Annotated in this window: 13 protein-coding genes and 1 pseudogene; 5 read left to right on the top strand and 9 right to left on the bottom strand. The window is 67.4% G+C overall.

What is annotated here, in order from left to right; all coding sequences use genetic code 11:
- Positions 1–3: 3 nt before the first annotated feature.
- The 7 genes from ACMVY4_RS01500 to ACMVY4_RS01470 all read right to left on the bottom strand — a co-directional run bounded on the left by ACMVY4_RS01500 (position 4) and on the right by ACMVY4_RS01470 (position 6379).
- Positions 4–1176, bottom strand: a complete 1173-nt coding sequence (locus tag ACMVY4_RS01500) for a hypothetical protein (RefSeq protein WP_416898438.1) — start codon at positions 1174–1176, stop codon at positions 4–6.
- Between the two features lie 5 nt (positions 1177–1181).
- Complete coding sequence (locus tag ACMVY4_RS01495; protein WP_416898437.1) at positions 1182–2315, bottom strand: acyl-CoA dehydrogenase family protein; 1134 nt, start codon at positions 2313–2315, stop codon at positions 1182–1184.
- 82 nt (positions 2316–2397) lie between these two features.
- The gene (locus ACMVY4_RS01490) at positions 2398–2808 is read right to left on the bottom strand and encodes a hypothetical protein (RefSeq protein WP_416898436.1); all 411 of its coding nucleotides are present in this window, start codon (positions 2806–2808) and stop codon (positions 2398–2400) included.
- Positions 2805–3512 (bottom strand): DUF1194 domain-containing protein, encoded by a 708-nt coding sequence (locus ACMVY4_RS01485; protein ID WP_416898435.1) that lies wholly within the window; start codon positions 3510–3512, stop codon positions 2805–2807. Before ACMVY4_RS01485 ends, ACMVY4_RS01490 begins: the two co-directional genes overlap by 4 nt.
- A 43-nt stretch (positions 3513–3555) precedes the next feature.
- Positions 3556–4314, bottom strand: a complete 759-nt coding sequence (locus tag ACMVY4_RS01480; RefSeq protein ID WP_416898434.1) for an N-acyl homoserine lactonase family protein — start codon at positions 4312–4314, stop codon at positions 3556–3558.
- Positions 4315–4399: 85 nt separating this feature from the next.
- Positions 4400–5311, bottom strand: coding sequence for an RNA polymerase sigma factor RpoH (gene rpoH, locus ACMVY4_RS01475; protein ID WP_416898433.1), 912 nt, complete (start codon positions 5309–5311; stop codon positions 4400–4402).
- 108 nt (positions 5312–5419) lie between these two features.
- Positions 5420–6379: an RluA family pseudouridine synthase gene (locus tag ACMVY4_RS01470; RefSeq protein WP_416898432.1), complete on the bottom strand. Its 960-nt coding sequence runs from the start codon at positions 6377–6379 to the stop codon at positions 5420–5422.
- A 13-nt stretch (positions 6380–6392) separates the two neighbouring features.
- On the opposite strand from ACMVY4_RS01470, the gene ACMVY4_RS01465 reads away from it, so the two are divergent.
- From ACMVY4_RS01465 to ACMVY4_RS01455, 3 genes are all read left to right on the top strand, one after another.
- Positions 6393–6755 carry a hypothetical protein gene (locus tag ACMVY4_RS01465; RefSeq protein ID WP_416898431.1) on the top strand — a complete coding sequence of 121 codons (363 nt, stop codon included), beginning with the start codon at positions 6393–6395 and terminating at the stop codon, positions 6753–6755.
- Positions 6752–7186, top strand: a complete 435-nt coding sequence (locus tag ACMVY4_RS01460) for a M67 family metallopeptidase (protein ID WP_416898430.1) — start codon at positions 6752–6754, stop codon at positions 7184–7186. Before ACMVY4_RS01465 ends, ACMVY4_RS01460 begins: the two co-directional genes overlap by 4 nt.
- 152 nt (positions 7187–7338) lie before the next feature.
- Positions 7339–10680, top strand: coding sequence for an error-prone DNA polymerase (locus tag ACMVY4_RS01455; protein ID WP_416898429.1), 3342 nt, complete (start codon positions 7339–7341; stop codon positions 10678–10680).
- On the opposite strand, the gene ACMVY4_RS01450 is transcribed toward ACMVY4_RS01455, so the two are convergent.
- Positions 10673–11203 (bottom strand): MarR family winged helix-turn-helix transcriptional regulator, encoded by a 531-nt coding sequence (locus ACMVY4_RS01450; RefSeq protein ID WP_416898428.1) that lies wholly within the window; start codon positions 11201–11203, stop codon positions 10673–10675. The genes ACMVY4_RS01455 and ACMVY4_RS01450 overlap by 8 nt on opposite strands.
- 105 nt (positions 11204–11308) lie before the next feature.
- Positions 11309–12236, bottom strand: a pseudogene (locus ACMVY4_RS01445) (NAD(P)H-dependent flavin oxidoreductase).
- Positions 12237–12383: 147 nt separating this feature from the next.
- On the opposite strand from ACMVY4_RS01445, the gene ACMVY4_RS01440 reads away from it, so the two are divergent.
- Both ACMVY4_RS01440 and moaB read left to right on the top strand, forming a co-directional pair.
- Complete coding sequence (locus ACMVY4_RS01440; RefSeq protein ID WP_416898427.1) at positions 12384–14099, top strand: lytic transglycosylase domain-containing protein; 1716 nt, start codon at positions 12384–12386, stop codon at positions 14097–14099.
- Positions 14089–14616: a molybdenum cofactor biosynthesis protein B gene (gene moaB / locus ACMVY4_RS01435; protein WP_416898426.1), complete on the top strand. Its 528-nt coding sequence runs from the start codon at positions 14089–14091 to the stop codon at positions 14614–14616. The genes ACMVY4_RS01440 and moaB overlap by 11 nt, the downstream gene beginning before the upstream one ends.
- The last annotated feature ends 10 nt before the right edge of the window (positions 14617–14626 follow it).

Raw genomic sequence — 14626 nt, 5'->3', positions numbered from 1 at the left:
GGCTCAGACGAAGCCGAGCTGGTCGCCGAGGCCGAGTTCCAGCTTGCCCTTCATTTCGGCGACGGCGTCGATGTCTGCAATAGCATGATGGCTGGCGGTGTTGATGTCGCGGTGAAACCGCTGGAGGGCATGGTCGTCATAGATGGCGTGTGCCCCGGCCACGGCGAAGACGCGCTCCGATGCGCGCCGGCAGAGTTCGACCGCATAGGCCGCATTCCAGCGCAGTTCGACCTTCTCGGCCGTATCCATCACCGGATGGCCGCTGGCCAGTGCTGTATCGAGCGCCCGGCCGTTCTGCTCGATGAAGTGCCGGGCGGCGGCCACTTCGGACAGGGCCTCGGCGACGCGCATCTGGACGCCCGCCTTCGCGGCCTTCGAACTGCCGGCATAGACTTCCTTGCGGACCTTCGTCGCCCCGATGAAGGTCTGAAGGCCCGCTTCCGTGAAGCCGACGACGGTGCCGGCCAGCATGGACGCAAGCGTACCCATGACCGGCAGTCGGTAGAGCGGTTCCGCCTCGCCTTCGAAGGTGCCGTCGAACAGCGGCATGGTCGGCATGACACGGTGCGCCGGGACGAAGAGCTCTTCGGCAGCCAGATCATTGGACCCGGATCCCCGCATGCCCAGCGTGTACCAGGTGTCGAGCACCTGGATGTCCGATTTCGGCGCGACGACATGAACCGGCGGCGTGCGCTTGCCGTCCTCGGTCTTCACCCCGGCCGCGCCGAGCAGTACCCATGGCCCGTGATTGATGCCGCTGCCGAACTGCCAGCGTCCGTTCAGGATCACGCCGCCATCGACCGGGCGCGCCGTGCCCTGCGGGGCCAGGGTGCCGGGGATCAGGACGTCCGGGTCGGTACCGAAGACCTCCTCGCGGCAGGCCTGAGAATAGCGTGCGACGACGAAGGTATGCGCAGCGCAGACCATGTTCACCCAGCTTGCCGCCGAACAGGACTGCCCGGTGGCGAGACAGGCGTCGATCTGGGCCGAGGGCGGCAGTTCCAGGCCGCCGAACGCCTTCGGGGTCAGCAGCCGCGCCAGCCCTGCCTCGCGCATCGCGGACACGGATTCCGGTGCGGCCCTGCGCCTGGCCTCGCAGGCGGCTGAGTGGTCCCTGAGCGTCCCCGCAATCGAGGCGGCGGCCGCGGCGACATCGAAACCGGGCAGTGCGTTCATGGCCGTCAGTCCGCCAGCAGCTTGCGGCTGATCACGACGCGCATGATCTCGTTAGTGCCTTCCAGGATCTGGTGCACGCGGCAGTCGCGCAGATAGCGCTCGATGGGGTGGTCCATCAGATAGCCGTAGCCGCCGTGCAGCTGCAGTGCGTCGTTGCAGACCTCGAAGCCGGTATCGGTGGCGAAGCGCTTGGCCATGGCGCAGGCCTGGGTCTTGTCGGGCGCGCCCGCATCCAGCTTGGCCGCGGCGCCGTGGATCATCATCCGTGCGGCTTCCAGTTCGGTCGCCATGTCGGCCAGCTTGAACTGGGTGTTCTGGAAATCGGCAATCCGGTTTCCGAACTGCCTGCGGTCCTTCACGTAGTCGATGGTCCGCTCCAGGCAGGCGCGCGCAGCGCCGATGGAGCAGGCGCCGATATTGATGCGGCCGCCGTCCAGTCCGGCCATGGCGATGCGGAAGCCCTGGCCTTCGTCGCCGATACGGTTGTCCACCGGCACGCGGCAGTCGTCGAACAGCACCATGGCCGTCGGCTGGCTGTTCCAGCCCATCTTCCGTTCCTGCGCGCCGAAGCTGATGCCCGGCGCATCCTTCGGAATGGCGATGCAGGTGACGCCGCCCGGGCCCTCGTCGCCGGTGCGGACCATGGTGACGTAGACATCCGAGCGGCCGCCGCCGGAAATGAAGGCCTTGGCGCCGTTGATGACGTAGTCGTCGCCGTCGCGCACCGCCTTCGTCTTCAGGCTGGCGGCGTCGGAGCCGGCGCCCGGCTCGGTCAGGCAGTAGCTGGCGAAATGCTCCATGGAGGTGAGCTTCGGCAGGAACTTCGCGCGGACCTCGTCCGAGCCGAAGCTGTCGATCATCCAGCTCGCCATGTTGTGGATCGAGATGTAGGCCGCGGTCGATGTGCAGCCGGCGGCCAGCTCCTCGAAGATGATCGCCGCATCGAGACGGCTGAGTGCGGAGCCGCCATGCTCCTCGCCGACATAGATGCCGGCGAAGCCGAGTTCGGCTGCCTGGCGCAACGTGTCTTCGGGAAAGACCTTCTCGGCGTCCCACGCCGCGGCATGCGGCGCCATCTCCGCCTCGGCGAAGCTGCGCGCCGCCTCCTGAAAGGCCAGCTGGTCCTCTGTGAGCGCCATGATTTCCTCCCCGGCATCCGGCCTCAACGAGATAGAAGAAGCCGGGCGGGCGGTCAACGCGGCCCCGGCGCAGGCCGGGGCGTCAATCCTGTCCGAACTCGCCCGCGCCGCCATGTATCTCGGCCGCATCCAGGCTCTCGACCACACGGATCCGCCGGTCGATCCGGGTCAGCTTCAGCTTCTCGTGCATCTTGGTGCCGGGCAGCGCGAGGATGCAGACGTCGCGGGACCGGCCGTCCGGTCCCGGCACGGCCGCCTCCTGCCAGTACCTGCGGATGAGACCCAGCAGGCTGGAATCGGCGAAATCGGTCTTCGACAGGTCGAAGACGATGCGTTCCCAGTTCTCGGGCAGAGCGGTCCGGATCGACTTGTCGATATCGGTCATCTCCCAGCCGATCGGAAGCCCGAACGCGGCGACGACGACTGTCGTGTCCTCGGCGCGGATCGCGATGGTGAAATGCCGTCCGTGCCGGATCACCTTGAGCGCTGTCATGGTCGCGGGTCTTGTTCCAGTCGCGAGATGAGAGGTTGGGTCCGTATCTCACGGACCAGCTTTCTTGTCATCGCCGCAGTGAAGGCATTGTAATCGCGCGCAACCTCGATGAAGGCGCCATGGCCGCCGATCACCTGCTCGGCGTAGTAGCGGTCGACCTCGGGCTCCTGCGCCAGGATGGGCAGGCCGTTGATGACGATGCCGCGGTCGAGCACCTCCGCGCGTGCCGGCCCGACCGGCGGATTGTCCGTGTTGGAACCGTCGCCGGAGATGTCGATCACGCGACGCCCCGCGGACCAGGGCAGCTTGTCGAAAACGGCGGCCGAATAGACCAGTGCCCGGCCGATGGCGGTGGAACCGGCGTAGAAGTACCGAGGAGTCTCCTCGATCTCCTTCGCCAGCGCCTCGGCGCTGTCCGCCCCCTCCACCAGCCGCCAGGGCACGGCCACCCTTGTCTGCAACGGTCCTGACCACTGCACCAGCGCGATGGCGATGCTGCCCGAGGGGCCCTCGGCGATCGTGCTGAGGACCTGCGGGTCGCGCAGCGCCGCGGCGATACCCTGCATCTGCAGGCCGAACTCTTCCAGATTGACCGAGGAAGAGGCGTCGACGGCCAGCACGATGGCGACATCGGTCGCCTGCTGGGCCCGGGCCGACGGAAACAGGACCAGCGCCAGCAACAGTGCTGCCGCCAGGCCCCGCATCACCCGGCCTTCGGCTCGGCGTCCAGGCGTACGACCTTGCCCTTCAGATCGGCCGAGGGCGCGTCGTAGCGGTCGAAGACCTGGGGGTCATGGCCGGGCACGATCCAGGCCGGATCGTCGGCCAGTCGGCGCATGGTGTCGAAGGCGTCCAGCATCTCGCCCTGGTTCCAGACGATGACGAAGGGCCGGCGGCCTCCATGTTCTCGTAGTAGTGGCTGGCGTCGGAGGCGAGCACAATCCAGCCGATCCGCGTCCATATGCGCACGATCTGCAGCCCCGCCGTATGACCGCCGACCCAGTGGACGCTCAGCCCTGCGTCCAGCCCGGCCTCGCCGTCATGGAAGACCACGCGGCCGGCGAAGACCCGGTGAACCAGATCGGCGATGTGCTCGGGCGTGTAGGCGTGGCTGATGGCGGGCCGCGTCATGTGCCGTCCGGTGGCGTAGGCCATCTCGCGGTCCTGCAGGTGGAACTGCGCATTCGGGAAATGCTCGTAGCCGCCGATATGGTCGTAGTGCAGGTGCGTGACGATGACGTCCTCGACGGCGTGGCTGTCGATGCCGATCAGGCCCAGCCCCTCGCGCACGGTCCGCACCAGCCGGCGGTTGCGGCGCTCGGCGTCCAGCACGTCGAAGCCGGTATCGACCACCCAGACCTTGTCCTCGCGGACCAGCGCCCAGACGAAATAGTCCATGTCCATCGGCGCGTCGTGCGGATCGCCGCCGATGAAATGATCGCCGCGGCGCGCCTCGCGCTCGGCATATTTGATCGCATAGACCTCGAAAGGCGCCGCGTCGCTCATGCCCGTCCTCCCCGTTTATCGTTACGGGGAAATGTGCCGTGATTGCGACTATGGGCGCAAGCCGCGCCCGACGGGGCGCGGGGTGCTACCGGGCGAAGGCGAGCCGTTTCTTCTCGGCGCGGTTGCGCTGCTCCAGGGCGGCGTTCTTGACCGCCTTCTGCAGCTTCTCGAAGGCGCGGACCTCGATCTGGCGGACACGCTCGCGGCTGACGCCGTACTCCTGGCTCAGCTCTTCCAGCGTGGAGGGATTCTCCTTCAGCCGGCGCTCGGTCAGGATGTGGCGCTCACGTTCGTTGAGCACGTCCATGGCGCCTTCCAGCATCGCGCGGCGCTGGGTCAGCTCCTCCGACTCGCCCAGCGTGTCTTCCTGGGTCTCGCTGTCGTCGGTCAGCCAGTCCATCCACTCCTCGTCGCCATCCATGCGCAGCGGCGCGTTCAGCGAGTGATCGGGGGCCGCCAGACGGCGGTTCATGTCGATGACCTCCTGCTCGGAGACCTGCAGCTTGGTGGCGATGGTGGTGACGGTGTCGGGGTGCAGGTCGCCTTCGTCGATCGCCTGCAACTGGCCCTTCAGCTTGCGCAGGTTGAAGAACAGCTTCTTCTGCGCCGCGGTGGTGCCCATCTTCACCAGCGACCAAGAGCGCAGGATGTATTCCTGGATCGAGGCGCGGATCCACCACATGGCATAGGTGGCGAGACGGAAGCCCTTGTCGGGATCGAAGCGCTTCACCGCCTGCATCATGCCGACATTGCCTTCGGAGATCAGTTCCTGCACCGGCAGGCCGTAGCCGCGGTAGCCCATGGCGATCTTGGCGACCAGGCGGAGGTGGGAGGTCACCATCTTGTGGGCCGCCTCGTAGTCGCCATGTTCCTTGAAGCTCTTGCCCAGCATGTACTCTTCCTCAGGCTCCAGCATCGGGAACTTGCGGATTTCTTCCATGTAGCGGCTCAGGCTGCCGTCGGGTGAGAGCGCCGGGATCGTGTTGCGTCCAGCCATAGTCGGAACCCCTCTTTTTATTGGGTCCAGGACACTGTCACGCCCCTGCCTGACTGCATCCTGAACGGTGTTTATCTGGGAACCCGCGCAAATTCGCGCAAGTTGCGTTCATTTTACCGAACGTAACAGGGTGCGGATCAGTTCCGACATGTCCTGCGGCAATTGCGCCCGGAAGCTCAGATCCTCGCCCGTGACGGGGTGGATGAACCCCAGCACCGCCGCATGCAGCGCCTGGCGCGGAAAGGCCCGTGCCGCCTGGCGCGCCGCTTCGTCTAGCCCTTTCAGGGAACCGCCCCGCAGCCGGCCGTAGAGCGGGTCGCCGATAACCGGATGGCCGATATGCGCCATGTGCACGCGGATCTGATGCGTACGCCCGGTCTCCAGGGTGCATTCGACCAGCGCCGCGGCGTCGCCTGCCCGTTCGGCCACCCGGTAATGGGTGACGGCGGGCTTGCCGCCCTCGCGGACCGTCATGCGTTTGCGGTTCTTCGGATCGCGGCCGATGGGGCCTTCGACCGTGCTTTTCGGATGGCTCGGCACGCCGCGGACAAGGGCGAGATACATGCGCTCGATGTCGTGGCGCTGGAACAACTCCGACAGGCCCTGATGGGCGGCGTCGGTCTTCGCCGCGACCATGACGCCGGACGTATCCTTGTCGAGGCGGTGGACGATTCCCGGCCGTTTCACGCCGCCGATGCCGGACAGGCTCTCGCCGCAATGAGCAATCAGCGCGTTGACCAGTGTGCCGTCGGGATTGCCGGCCGCGGGGTGCACGACCAGACCGGCCGGCTTGTTCACGACGATCAGGTGCGGGTCCTCGAACAGGATTTCCAGAGCGATGTCCTGCGCCACCGGTTCCGCGGGTTCGGCGGGCGGCACCCTGACCGACAGCGTCTCCCCCGGTTTGACCCGGTATGAGGGGTCCAGTATCGTCCGCCCCGCTGCCTGCACCTTGCCCTGTCCGATCAGGGCCTTGAGCCGGGAGCGCGACAGGTCGCCGAAGGACCGGCTGAGAAACCGGTCCAGCCGCTCGCCGGCGTCCGCGTCTTCAACCGTGGCTTCCAGCACGCCGGATACAGTGATGTCAGACGACGAACAGCCCAATTTCCGCGTGCTCAAGATCATTGTCGTGGTGCTGGGTATAGCCATTCTGGCGATGACGGGCATCATTATCTACAAGGCAACCGAACTGTTCGGCGGCGTCGCCTCAGGCGATCCTGCGCCCGAACGTGCCGCAGCTGCCGGCGCCGCGCCGGTCGTGCGGCAGGTGCAATTGCCTGACGGTCCGGCCTGGGAATACGACATCGGCGAGGGCCGTCTGATCGATGCGCAGGTGTCCGACGGGCTTATTCTGCTGCTGGTGGAGGAGCCGGGCGGCGTGATCCGTGCGGTGGTGCTGGACCCCGCGACCGGCCGGACTGTCGGGCGGACGGGCGGCAATTGACCGGGCGCGTCCGGCTGCCGGCAGACTGCGCCGGAGAGATCTTCCGCCAATTGGGCGAGGCGATGCCCAACGAGGGCTGCGGCCTGCTGCTCGGGCGGCGCGCCGGGGACCTGATCGAGATCGGCGCGATCGTGCCGAGCCCGAACCTGGCCGAAGATGCCGCGACGCATTTCGAGATCGATCCGGGTCTCCGGCTGCGCACGCAGCGGGAGTCGCGCGCCAGGGGCGTCGAGGTCGTCGGCCATTTCCACAGCCATCCCTTTGGCGATCCGGTGCCGTCGGAACGCGACCGCGCCGAGGCGCACGAGCCGGAACTGGTCTGGCTGATCATGGGTATGCGCTGGGGCGGGCCGCAGGGTCTGGCGGCCTGGCGGCTGGCGCCGGACGACGAGCCGGAACGGCTGGAGATCGAGGTGGTCGACGAGGGCTGACGGCAGCCTTTTTTGTCTTCGGGCTTGACCCGAAGACCTCTGGCTGGATCCGCGCCGAGGCCCTCGGATTAAGTCCAAGGGCGGCAAAGCGAACTTGAAACAGCTGAATGTTCTATTTATGTTCTCATTCCCGGATGCGAGGGAATGCGGACATGGCCGCCTATGCCGAATGGCACGTCACCAGCAATTTCAGCTTCCTCGAAGGCGGTTCCCACGCCGAGGAACTTGCGGCCCAGGCGTCGGCGCTGGGGCTGGCCGGCATCGGCGTGGCCGACCGCAACACGCTGGCCGGGGTGGTCCGCGCCCATCTGACGGCGAAGAATCTGCAGATGCCGTTCCGCACCGGCTGCCGCCTTGTCTTCCGCGACGGGAAGGAACTGCTCTGCTATCCGTCCGACCGCGCCGCCTATGGCCGTCTCAGCCGGCTGCTGACGCTGGGCCGGCGGCGGGCCGAGAAGGGCGACTGTTACCTCGACCTCGGAGACGCGGCGGCGGAGGCCGACGGTCAGATCGTCATCGCGCTCGGTGAGGATGCGGACTTCCTCCGCAAGATCCGCGACATCTACGGCGACCGCGCCTACCTGGCCGCGCAGATGCTGGGGCGTGGCGACGACCGCCGCCGGCTGGGGCGGCTGCAGGCGCTGTCGGCGGAAACCGGCCTCGGGCTGATCGCGACCAACGACGTGCGCTACCACGTGCCGGAGCGGCGGCGGCTGCAGGACGTGCTGACGGCGATCCGGGAAGGCTGCACGGTGCAGGCGGCGGGGCGGCGTCTGCTGGCCAATGCCGAGCGGCACCTGAAGACGCCGGACGAGATGGCGCGGCTGTTTGCCGAAGCGCCCGATGCGGTGGCGCGGACGCTGGAGATCCTGGAACGGGTCACCTTCTCGCTGGACGAACTGGCCTATGAGTACCCGGACGAGATCGCCATCCCCGGGGAGACCACCCAGAAGACGCTGGAGCGGCTGACCTGGGCCGGGGCCGAGACCCGCTACGGCAAGGTACTGCCGGACAAGGTCCGCGGTCTGATCGAGCACGAGCTGGCGCTGATCGCGGAGCTGAACTACGCGCCCTACTTCCTGACCGTCCACGACATTGTCCGCTTCGCCCGCATGAAGGGCATTCTCTGCCAGGGGCGGGGCTCGGCGGCGAACTCGGCGGTCTGCTACTGCCTGGGCGTCACCTCGGTCGATCCCTCGACCATGGACCTGCTGTTCGAGCGGTTCGTCAGCGCCGAGCGCAACGAGCCGCCGGATATCGACGTCGATTTCGAGCACGAGCGGCGCGAGGAGGTGATCCAGTACATCTACGGGAAATACGGCCGCGACCGGGCCGGGCTGGCCGCGACGGTGATCTCCTACCGCTCCAAGAGCGCGATCCGCGAGGTCGGCAAGGCGCTCGGCCTGTCGCTGGACGCGGTCGATGCGATGACGAAGACGATCTGGCGGGAGGGGCTGCAGGAGAACCGCATCGCCGAGGCGGGCCTCGATCCGGACGACCCCACCGTGGCCGAGGCGCTCCGCCTTGCGCGCGAGCTTCACGGCTTCCCGCGGCATCTGTCGCAGCATGTCGGCGGCTTCGTCATCAGCCGCGGGCCGCTGTCGGAACTGGTGCCGATCGAGAACGCGGCCATGGCCGACCGCACCGTCATCCAGTGGGACAAGGACGATCTGCAGGCGCTCGGCCTGATGAAGGTCGATGTGCTGGGGCTGGGGATGCTGAGCTGCATCGCCAAGGCCTTCCGCCTGCTGGAGGAGCGCTACGACCGCCCGATGGAACTGGCCTCGGTGCCGCCCGAGGACCCGGCGGTCTACGACATGCTGTGCGAGGCGGATTCGGTCGGCGTCTTCCAGGTCGAGAGCCGGGCGCAGATGACCATGCTGCCGCGCCTGAAGCCGCGCGAGTTCTATGATCTGGTCATCGAGGTGGCGATCGTCCGCCCCGGCCCGATCCAGGGCGACATGGTGCATCCCTATCTGCGCCGCCGGAACGGCGAGGAGCCGGTCGAGTTCCCGTCCGAGGAACTGCGCGGCGTACTGGGCAAGACCATGGGCGTGCCGCTGTTCCAGGAGCAGGCGATGAAGATCGCCATCGTCGCTGCCGGCTTCACCCCGGCCGAATCCGACAAGCTGCGCCGCGCCATGGCGACCTTCCGCAAGGTCGGCACCATCCACAGCTTCAACGTCAAGCTGGTCGAGGGCATGGTCGAGCGCGGCTATGACCGCGAGTTCGCCGAGCGCTGCTTCAAGCAGATCGAGGGCTTCGGCGAGTACGGCTTCCCCGAGAGTCACGCCGCCAGCTTCGCGCTGCTGGTCTATGTCTCGGCCTGGCTGAAGAAGCACTATCCGGACGTCTTCTGCGCCGCGATCCTGAACAGCCAGCCGATGGGCTTCTACGCCCCGGCGCAGCTGGTGCGCGACGCGCGCGACCACGGCGTCGAGGTGCGGCCCGTCGACGTCAATCATTCCGACCCCGACCATCTGCTGGAACCGCTTCTCGCGCCCGATCCGAAGACCGGGCTGAAGACGGCGGTCCGGCTCGGTTTCCGCATCGTGAAGGGGCTGAAGGCGGACGCCGCGGCGCGGATCGCGCTGGCCCGGCCGGCGGGCGGCTACCGCACGGTGCAGGAGCTGGCGCGGCGGGCGGAACTGGATACGGCGACGCTGAAGGTGCTGGCCGACGCCGACGCCTTCGGCACGCTGGGTCTGACACGGCGCCAGGCGCTCTGGGCGGCGCGGGCGGTGGAGCCGGAGCCGCTGCCGCTGTTCGCCGCCGCCGAGGCCCGCGCCGATGCTGCCGGCCACAACCGGCCTTTCGACCTGATCGCCGAACCTGAAGTGGAGTTGCCGGAGATGGGGGTCGGCGAGGAAGTGGTCGCCGACTACCAGCGGCTGAAGCTGACCCTGAGATCGCATCCCTGCGCGCTGTTGAGAGAACGGCTGTCGGCGCATGGCGCGGTGCTGTCGGAGGTGCTGCCGGATATCCCCAACAACCGCCGCATCGTCGTTGCTGGCCTGGTGCTGGTGCGTCAGCGCCCGGGCAGCGCCAAGGGCGTCATCTTCACCACCCTGGAAGACGAGACCGGCGTCGCCAACGTCATCGTCTGGCCGCATGTCTTCGAACGCTTCCGGCGCACGGTCCTGACGTCACGTCTGCTCGGCGTCCGCGGCAAGCTGCAGCGGGAGGGCAAGGTGATCCACATCGTCGCCGACCGGGTCTTCGATCTCAGCGCCGAACTGGCCTTGCTGACCGACGGTGAGGCGCCGGAGGATTTCGCCGCCGGCGCCATCGCCAATGCCGACGAGGTCGTGCGCCCGCAGGGGCCGCGCAAGCGCCTCGGCGAGACGGGGATCGAGGTGGAGGCTACCGCCCGTGCGGACATGATGCGTCACAGTCAGGAGCGGAGCCGGCGCAGGGACCCGCTGCCGGCCTGGCGGCGGGCGGATGGCGATCCGGCGAATGCGGCGATGCCGAAGGGGCGGAACTTCAGGTAGCGAGCGGGTGCGGATCCGGCGCCGACTCGGCCACGGGGAGTTCATCCGATTCGAGAAGCTTCTCGGCGAATCCGTTCGCCCGGGCCAGCAACTCGATCAGGGTCTCGAACTCCTCCTCGGTATAGATCCCGCGGAAGGCATTGTTCACGCCGATCACCTTCGGCAGCACGTCGCGCGCCACGCGGTCGCCCTCATCGGTCAGCGCCACGATGATCTGCCGCCGGTCGTCCTTGTTTTCGCGGAACTCGACCAGACCCCGCCGGCGCATCGCATGCACGGTGCGGCTGACATGCGCAGGGTCGAGCAGCGCCGTCTCGGAAATCTTCCGCGCGATGCCGGGGCCGAAGAGGTAGACCACGGCCAGGATCCGCCATTCGCGAAGGGTCAGCCCGTCATCGGCCAGTGCACGGCGCGCCACCGTCAGCGAGAGCCGGTTGCTCAGCAGCACGATCTGGAAATTCAGCGTGTCGTCCGCGCCCCATTCGAGGCGGTTCTGAACCGCGCGATCCGAATCTGCAGGCATGAAAACTCCGGACTGAAAGAGCGCCGCCGGGCGCACCAACTCGTTGCCTGATCATATATCGAATTGATTGATCGAAAGTGAAGAAAATCACTCTCAGACTGATTCTCAATCGCCGCCGGCCTGCCGGTATTCCGCCGAGATCCCCTCGACCAGGCTGGCGACGCTCTGGACGTCGCGCACCAGTTCGACGGAATGGCCGGCCGACCAGATGTCCTTCCAGCGCCGCGGCGCATCCGGGTTGATGTCCTTGTCGATCTCGATCGACCCGCGGCCGGGCAGGTTGTCGGGGTCCAGTCCCGCCGCCTTCAGGCTGGGAATCAGGATGTTGGTGTTCAGCCCGGTCATGGCGTCGGTCAGCTTGATGTCGTCCAGGCCGGCATCGACCAGCATGTCCTTGTAGCGCTGATCGGCCATGCTCTCGGCCGTGGCGATGAAGCGGGTGCCCATATAGGCGAGATCGCAGCCCAGAACCTCGGCCGGCTCGGAGTCCGGCCCCGTCCGCGACGCCGCCGGCCAGCACAACCGGGCCGTCGAAGATCCGGCGCACGCCGCGCACGAAGGCGAAGGGATTGGCCCAGCCGGTCTGCCCGCCGGCGCCACCGGTCAGCAGGATCAGCCCGTCCGCACCGGCGGCGATCGCCTTCTCGGCATGCCGCATCGAGGCGATATCCGCGAACACCAGGCCGCCATAGCCATGTATGTCGTCGACGATGCCCGCGGGGCTGCCGACGCTGGCGATCACGATCGGCGGCCTGTGCGCAGTCAGCACCTCCAGATCCTGCGGCAGGCGTGTGTTGGTGCGGTGGACGATCAGATTGGGCGCCACGGGCGCACAGTCCGTTCCGGCCTCCCTGCCGATCCGCTGCATCCACTCGTCGAGCTGCTCAACAGTGCGACAATTCGCCGTCGGGAAGGAGCCTATTACCCCGGCCCGGCAGCACGCGATGACCAGCTCCGGTCCCGAGACCAGAAACATGGGTGCTGCAATCAATGGCAATTTCAGCCGCGAGGCGATTTCGGGGGGCAGGGACATGAGCAAGCTGGACTGACCGAATCATCCCATGTTTGCCGACCTGCGACGATCCGACAAGCTTGCGGTTACCGCCGATAAGTGCTTTTGGTCCGCGCCATGCTCAATTTGGTGAAAATTTTCGCCGTGGCCCTTGCCGCGATTGCTGCCGTGCCCGCTATTGCGGCCGACCTGCCGCGCGTGCTGTCCAGCGCTGACGCCGATCGCTATGCCGAGATCTTCGAGTTGCAGCAGCGCGCCCAGTGGCGCCGCGCCGACCGGCTGATCCGCACCATCGATGACCGTATTCTGATGGGGCATGTGCTCTACCAACGCTACATGCACCCCCGCGGCGGTCGCACCAGCTACGCGAAACTGCACAACTGGATGAAGAGCTACGCCGACCATCCGGGTTCGGCGCGCCTGCATGAACTCGCGGAAAAGCGCCGGCCCGAAAGCGGCTGGAACGAACTGACGCGTCCGAAATACATCCGGCTGACCTACCCGAAGGCGCTGTCCGGCCAGTATGAGGGCGAGAAGCACGACCGGGCCGAGGCGCCGAAGCTCAGCGGCCACGACCGCACCGTACTGACCCAGGTCAAGCGCAACGTCCTGAAGGACCGCATGACGGTCACCGAGGAGATGTTGGCCGGCGGCGATGGCGCGAAGCTGTCGGCACACGCCATGGCCGAAGCGCGGGCGCAGCTGGCCCGCGGCCACCTGTCCGGCGGACGCCACGACCGGGCGCTGGAACAGGGCGATCTGGCGATGAAGGGCAAGGGCGGCGGCAAGCGGCTCGGCGCCTACTATGCCGGCATCGCGCTCTGGGCGATGGACCGCTGGGACGATGCCCTGCTCCGCTTCCGGACCGCCGCGGAGACCCCGGCCGACCGTATCGGCAATCTCGGCGGCGCCATCGACTACTGGCACGCACGTGCGGCGCTGGCTGCCGGCCGTTATCAGGAAGCCATGGTGGCGCTGCAGAAGGCGGCCTCCTATCCACGCGACATCTACGGCCTCGTCGCCATCGCGCAGCTGGCCCGGCTCCGGCCCTTCGAATGGGAAGGCCCGAAGCTGTCCGACGCGGTCATGAAGACGCTGATGGGGAATGCCGGTGTCCGCCGCGCCCTGGCGCTGGCCGAGGCCGGGCAGGTCGAGCTGGCCGATGCCGAACTGGACCGTCTGGCGCGCTACACCGATTCCGCCGGAAACGCGTTGGTGATCGCGGTGGCTGTGGCCATCGACGCGCCGGCGACCGCTTACCGCATGGCGCGCGTGCGCCAGCGCAGCTTCGGCGAGCAGCACGACACCGCCCTCTATCCGGTGCCGGACTGGGAAGTCGAATCGGATGGCCGCATCGGCAAGGCGCTGCTGCTGGCCGTGGCGCGGCGCGAATCGCGCTTCGATCCGGATGCGCGCAGCCGCGTCGGCGCGCGCGGCGTGATGCAGCTGATGCCGTCGACGGCGGCCTATGTCGCCGAGAAGGCGAACCTGGAGCCGGTGAAGCCGGCGCTGCTGCACGATCCGGAAATCAGCCTGAAATACGGCCAGGCCTATCTCGGCTATCTCGCCGATCTGGTGCAGCCGAATGGCGGCCTGATCCAGATCCTGGCCGCCTACAATGCCGGTCCGGGCAATCTGGCGTCCTGGTCGAAGCGCTTCGGCGAGCGGACCGATCCGCTGCTCTTCATCGAGCTGATGGGCTCCCGCGAGACCCGCGCCTTCGTCAAGGACGTGCTGTCCGCCTACTGGATCTACCGGCACCGGCTCGGCCTGCCGACGCCCAGCCTGCGCGACGTTGCCGCCGGCCGCTGGCCCATCTACGTGCCGCCGGAGAACCTGAGCGAGGAAGAACTCGCGCTCGGCAGCGGCAGCGATGCCTATTGATGAAGCCCGGGCCTTCGTCCCGGTCCGCATCGCGGTCCTGACGGTCTCCGATACCCGCACATTCGATGACGACCGCTCCGGCGACGCGCTGGTGCAGCGGCTGACCGATGCCGGGCACGAACTGGCGCGCCGCGAGATCGTGCGCGACGACCGTCAGGCGATCGCAGACAAGCTGAGGCAGTGGATCGGGGATCCCGAGATCGACGTGGTCATCTCCACCGGCGGCACCGGTGTGACCGGACGCGATGTGACGCCGGAAGCCTTCGGCGATGTCTGGGAAAAGGAAATCGCCGGTTTCGGCGAACTGTTCCGCATGCTGTCCTACGAGAAGATCGGGACCTCGACGATCCAGTCGCGCTGCACGGCCGGTGTCGCGGGCGGTACCTATCTGTTCGCCCTGCCGGGTTCGCCGGGCGCCTGCAAGGATGGCTGGGACATGATCCTGGCCACCCAGCTGGATATCCGCTTCCGGCCCTGCAACTTCGTCGAGTTGATGCCCCGCCTTCAGGAGAAGTGACGGTCGCGCG

The sequence above is a fragment of the Minwuia sp. genome (genome assembly GCF_048007105.1).
Classification (GTDB): Bacteria; Pseudomonadota; Alphaproteobacteria; order Minwuiales; family Minwuiaceae; genus Minwuia.
The sequence above is the reverse complement of the archived record's forward strand: the minus strand, read 5'-3'. Positions and strand labels throughout refer to the sequence as shown.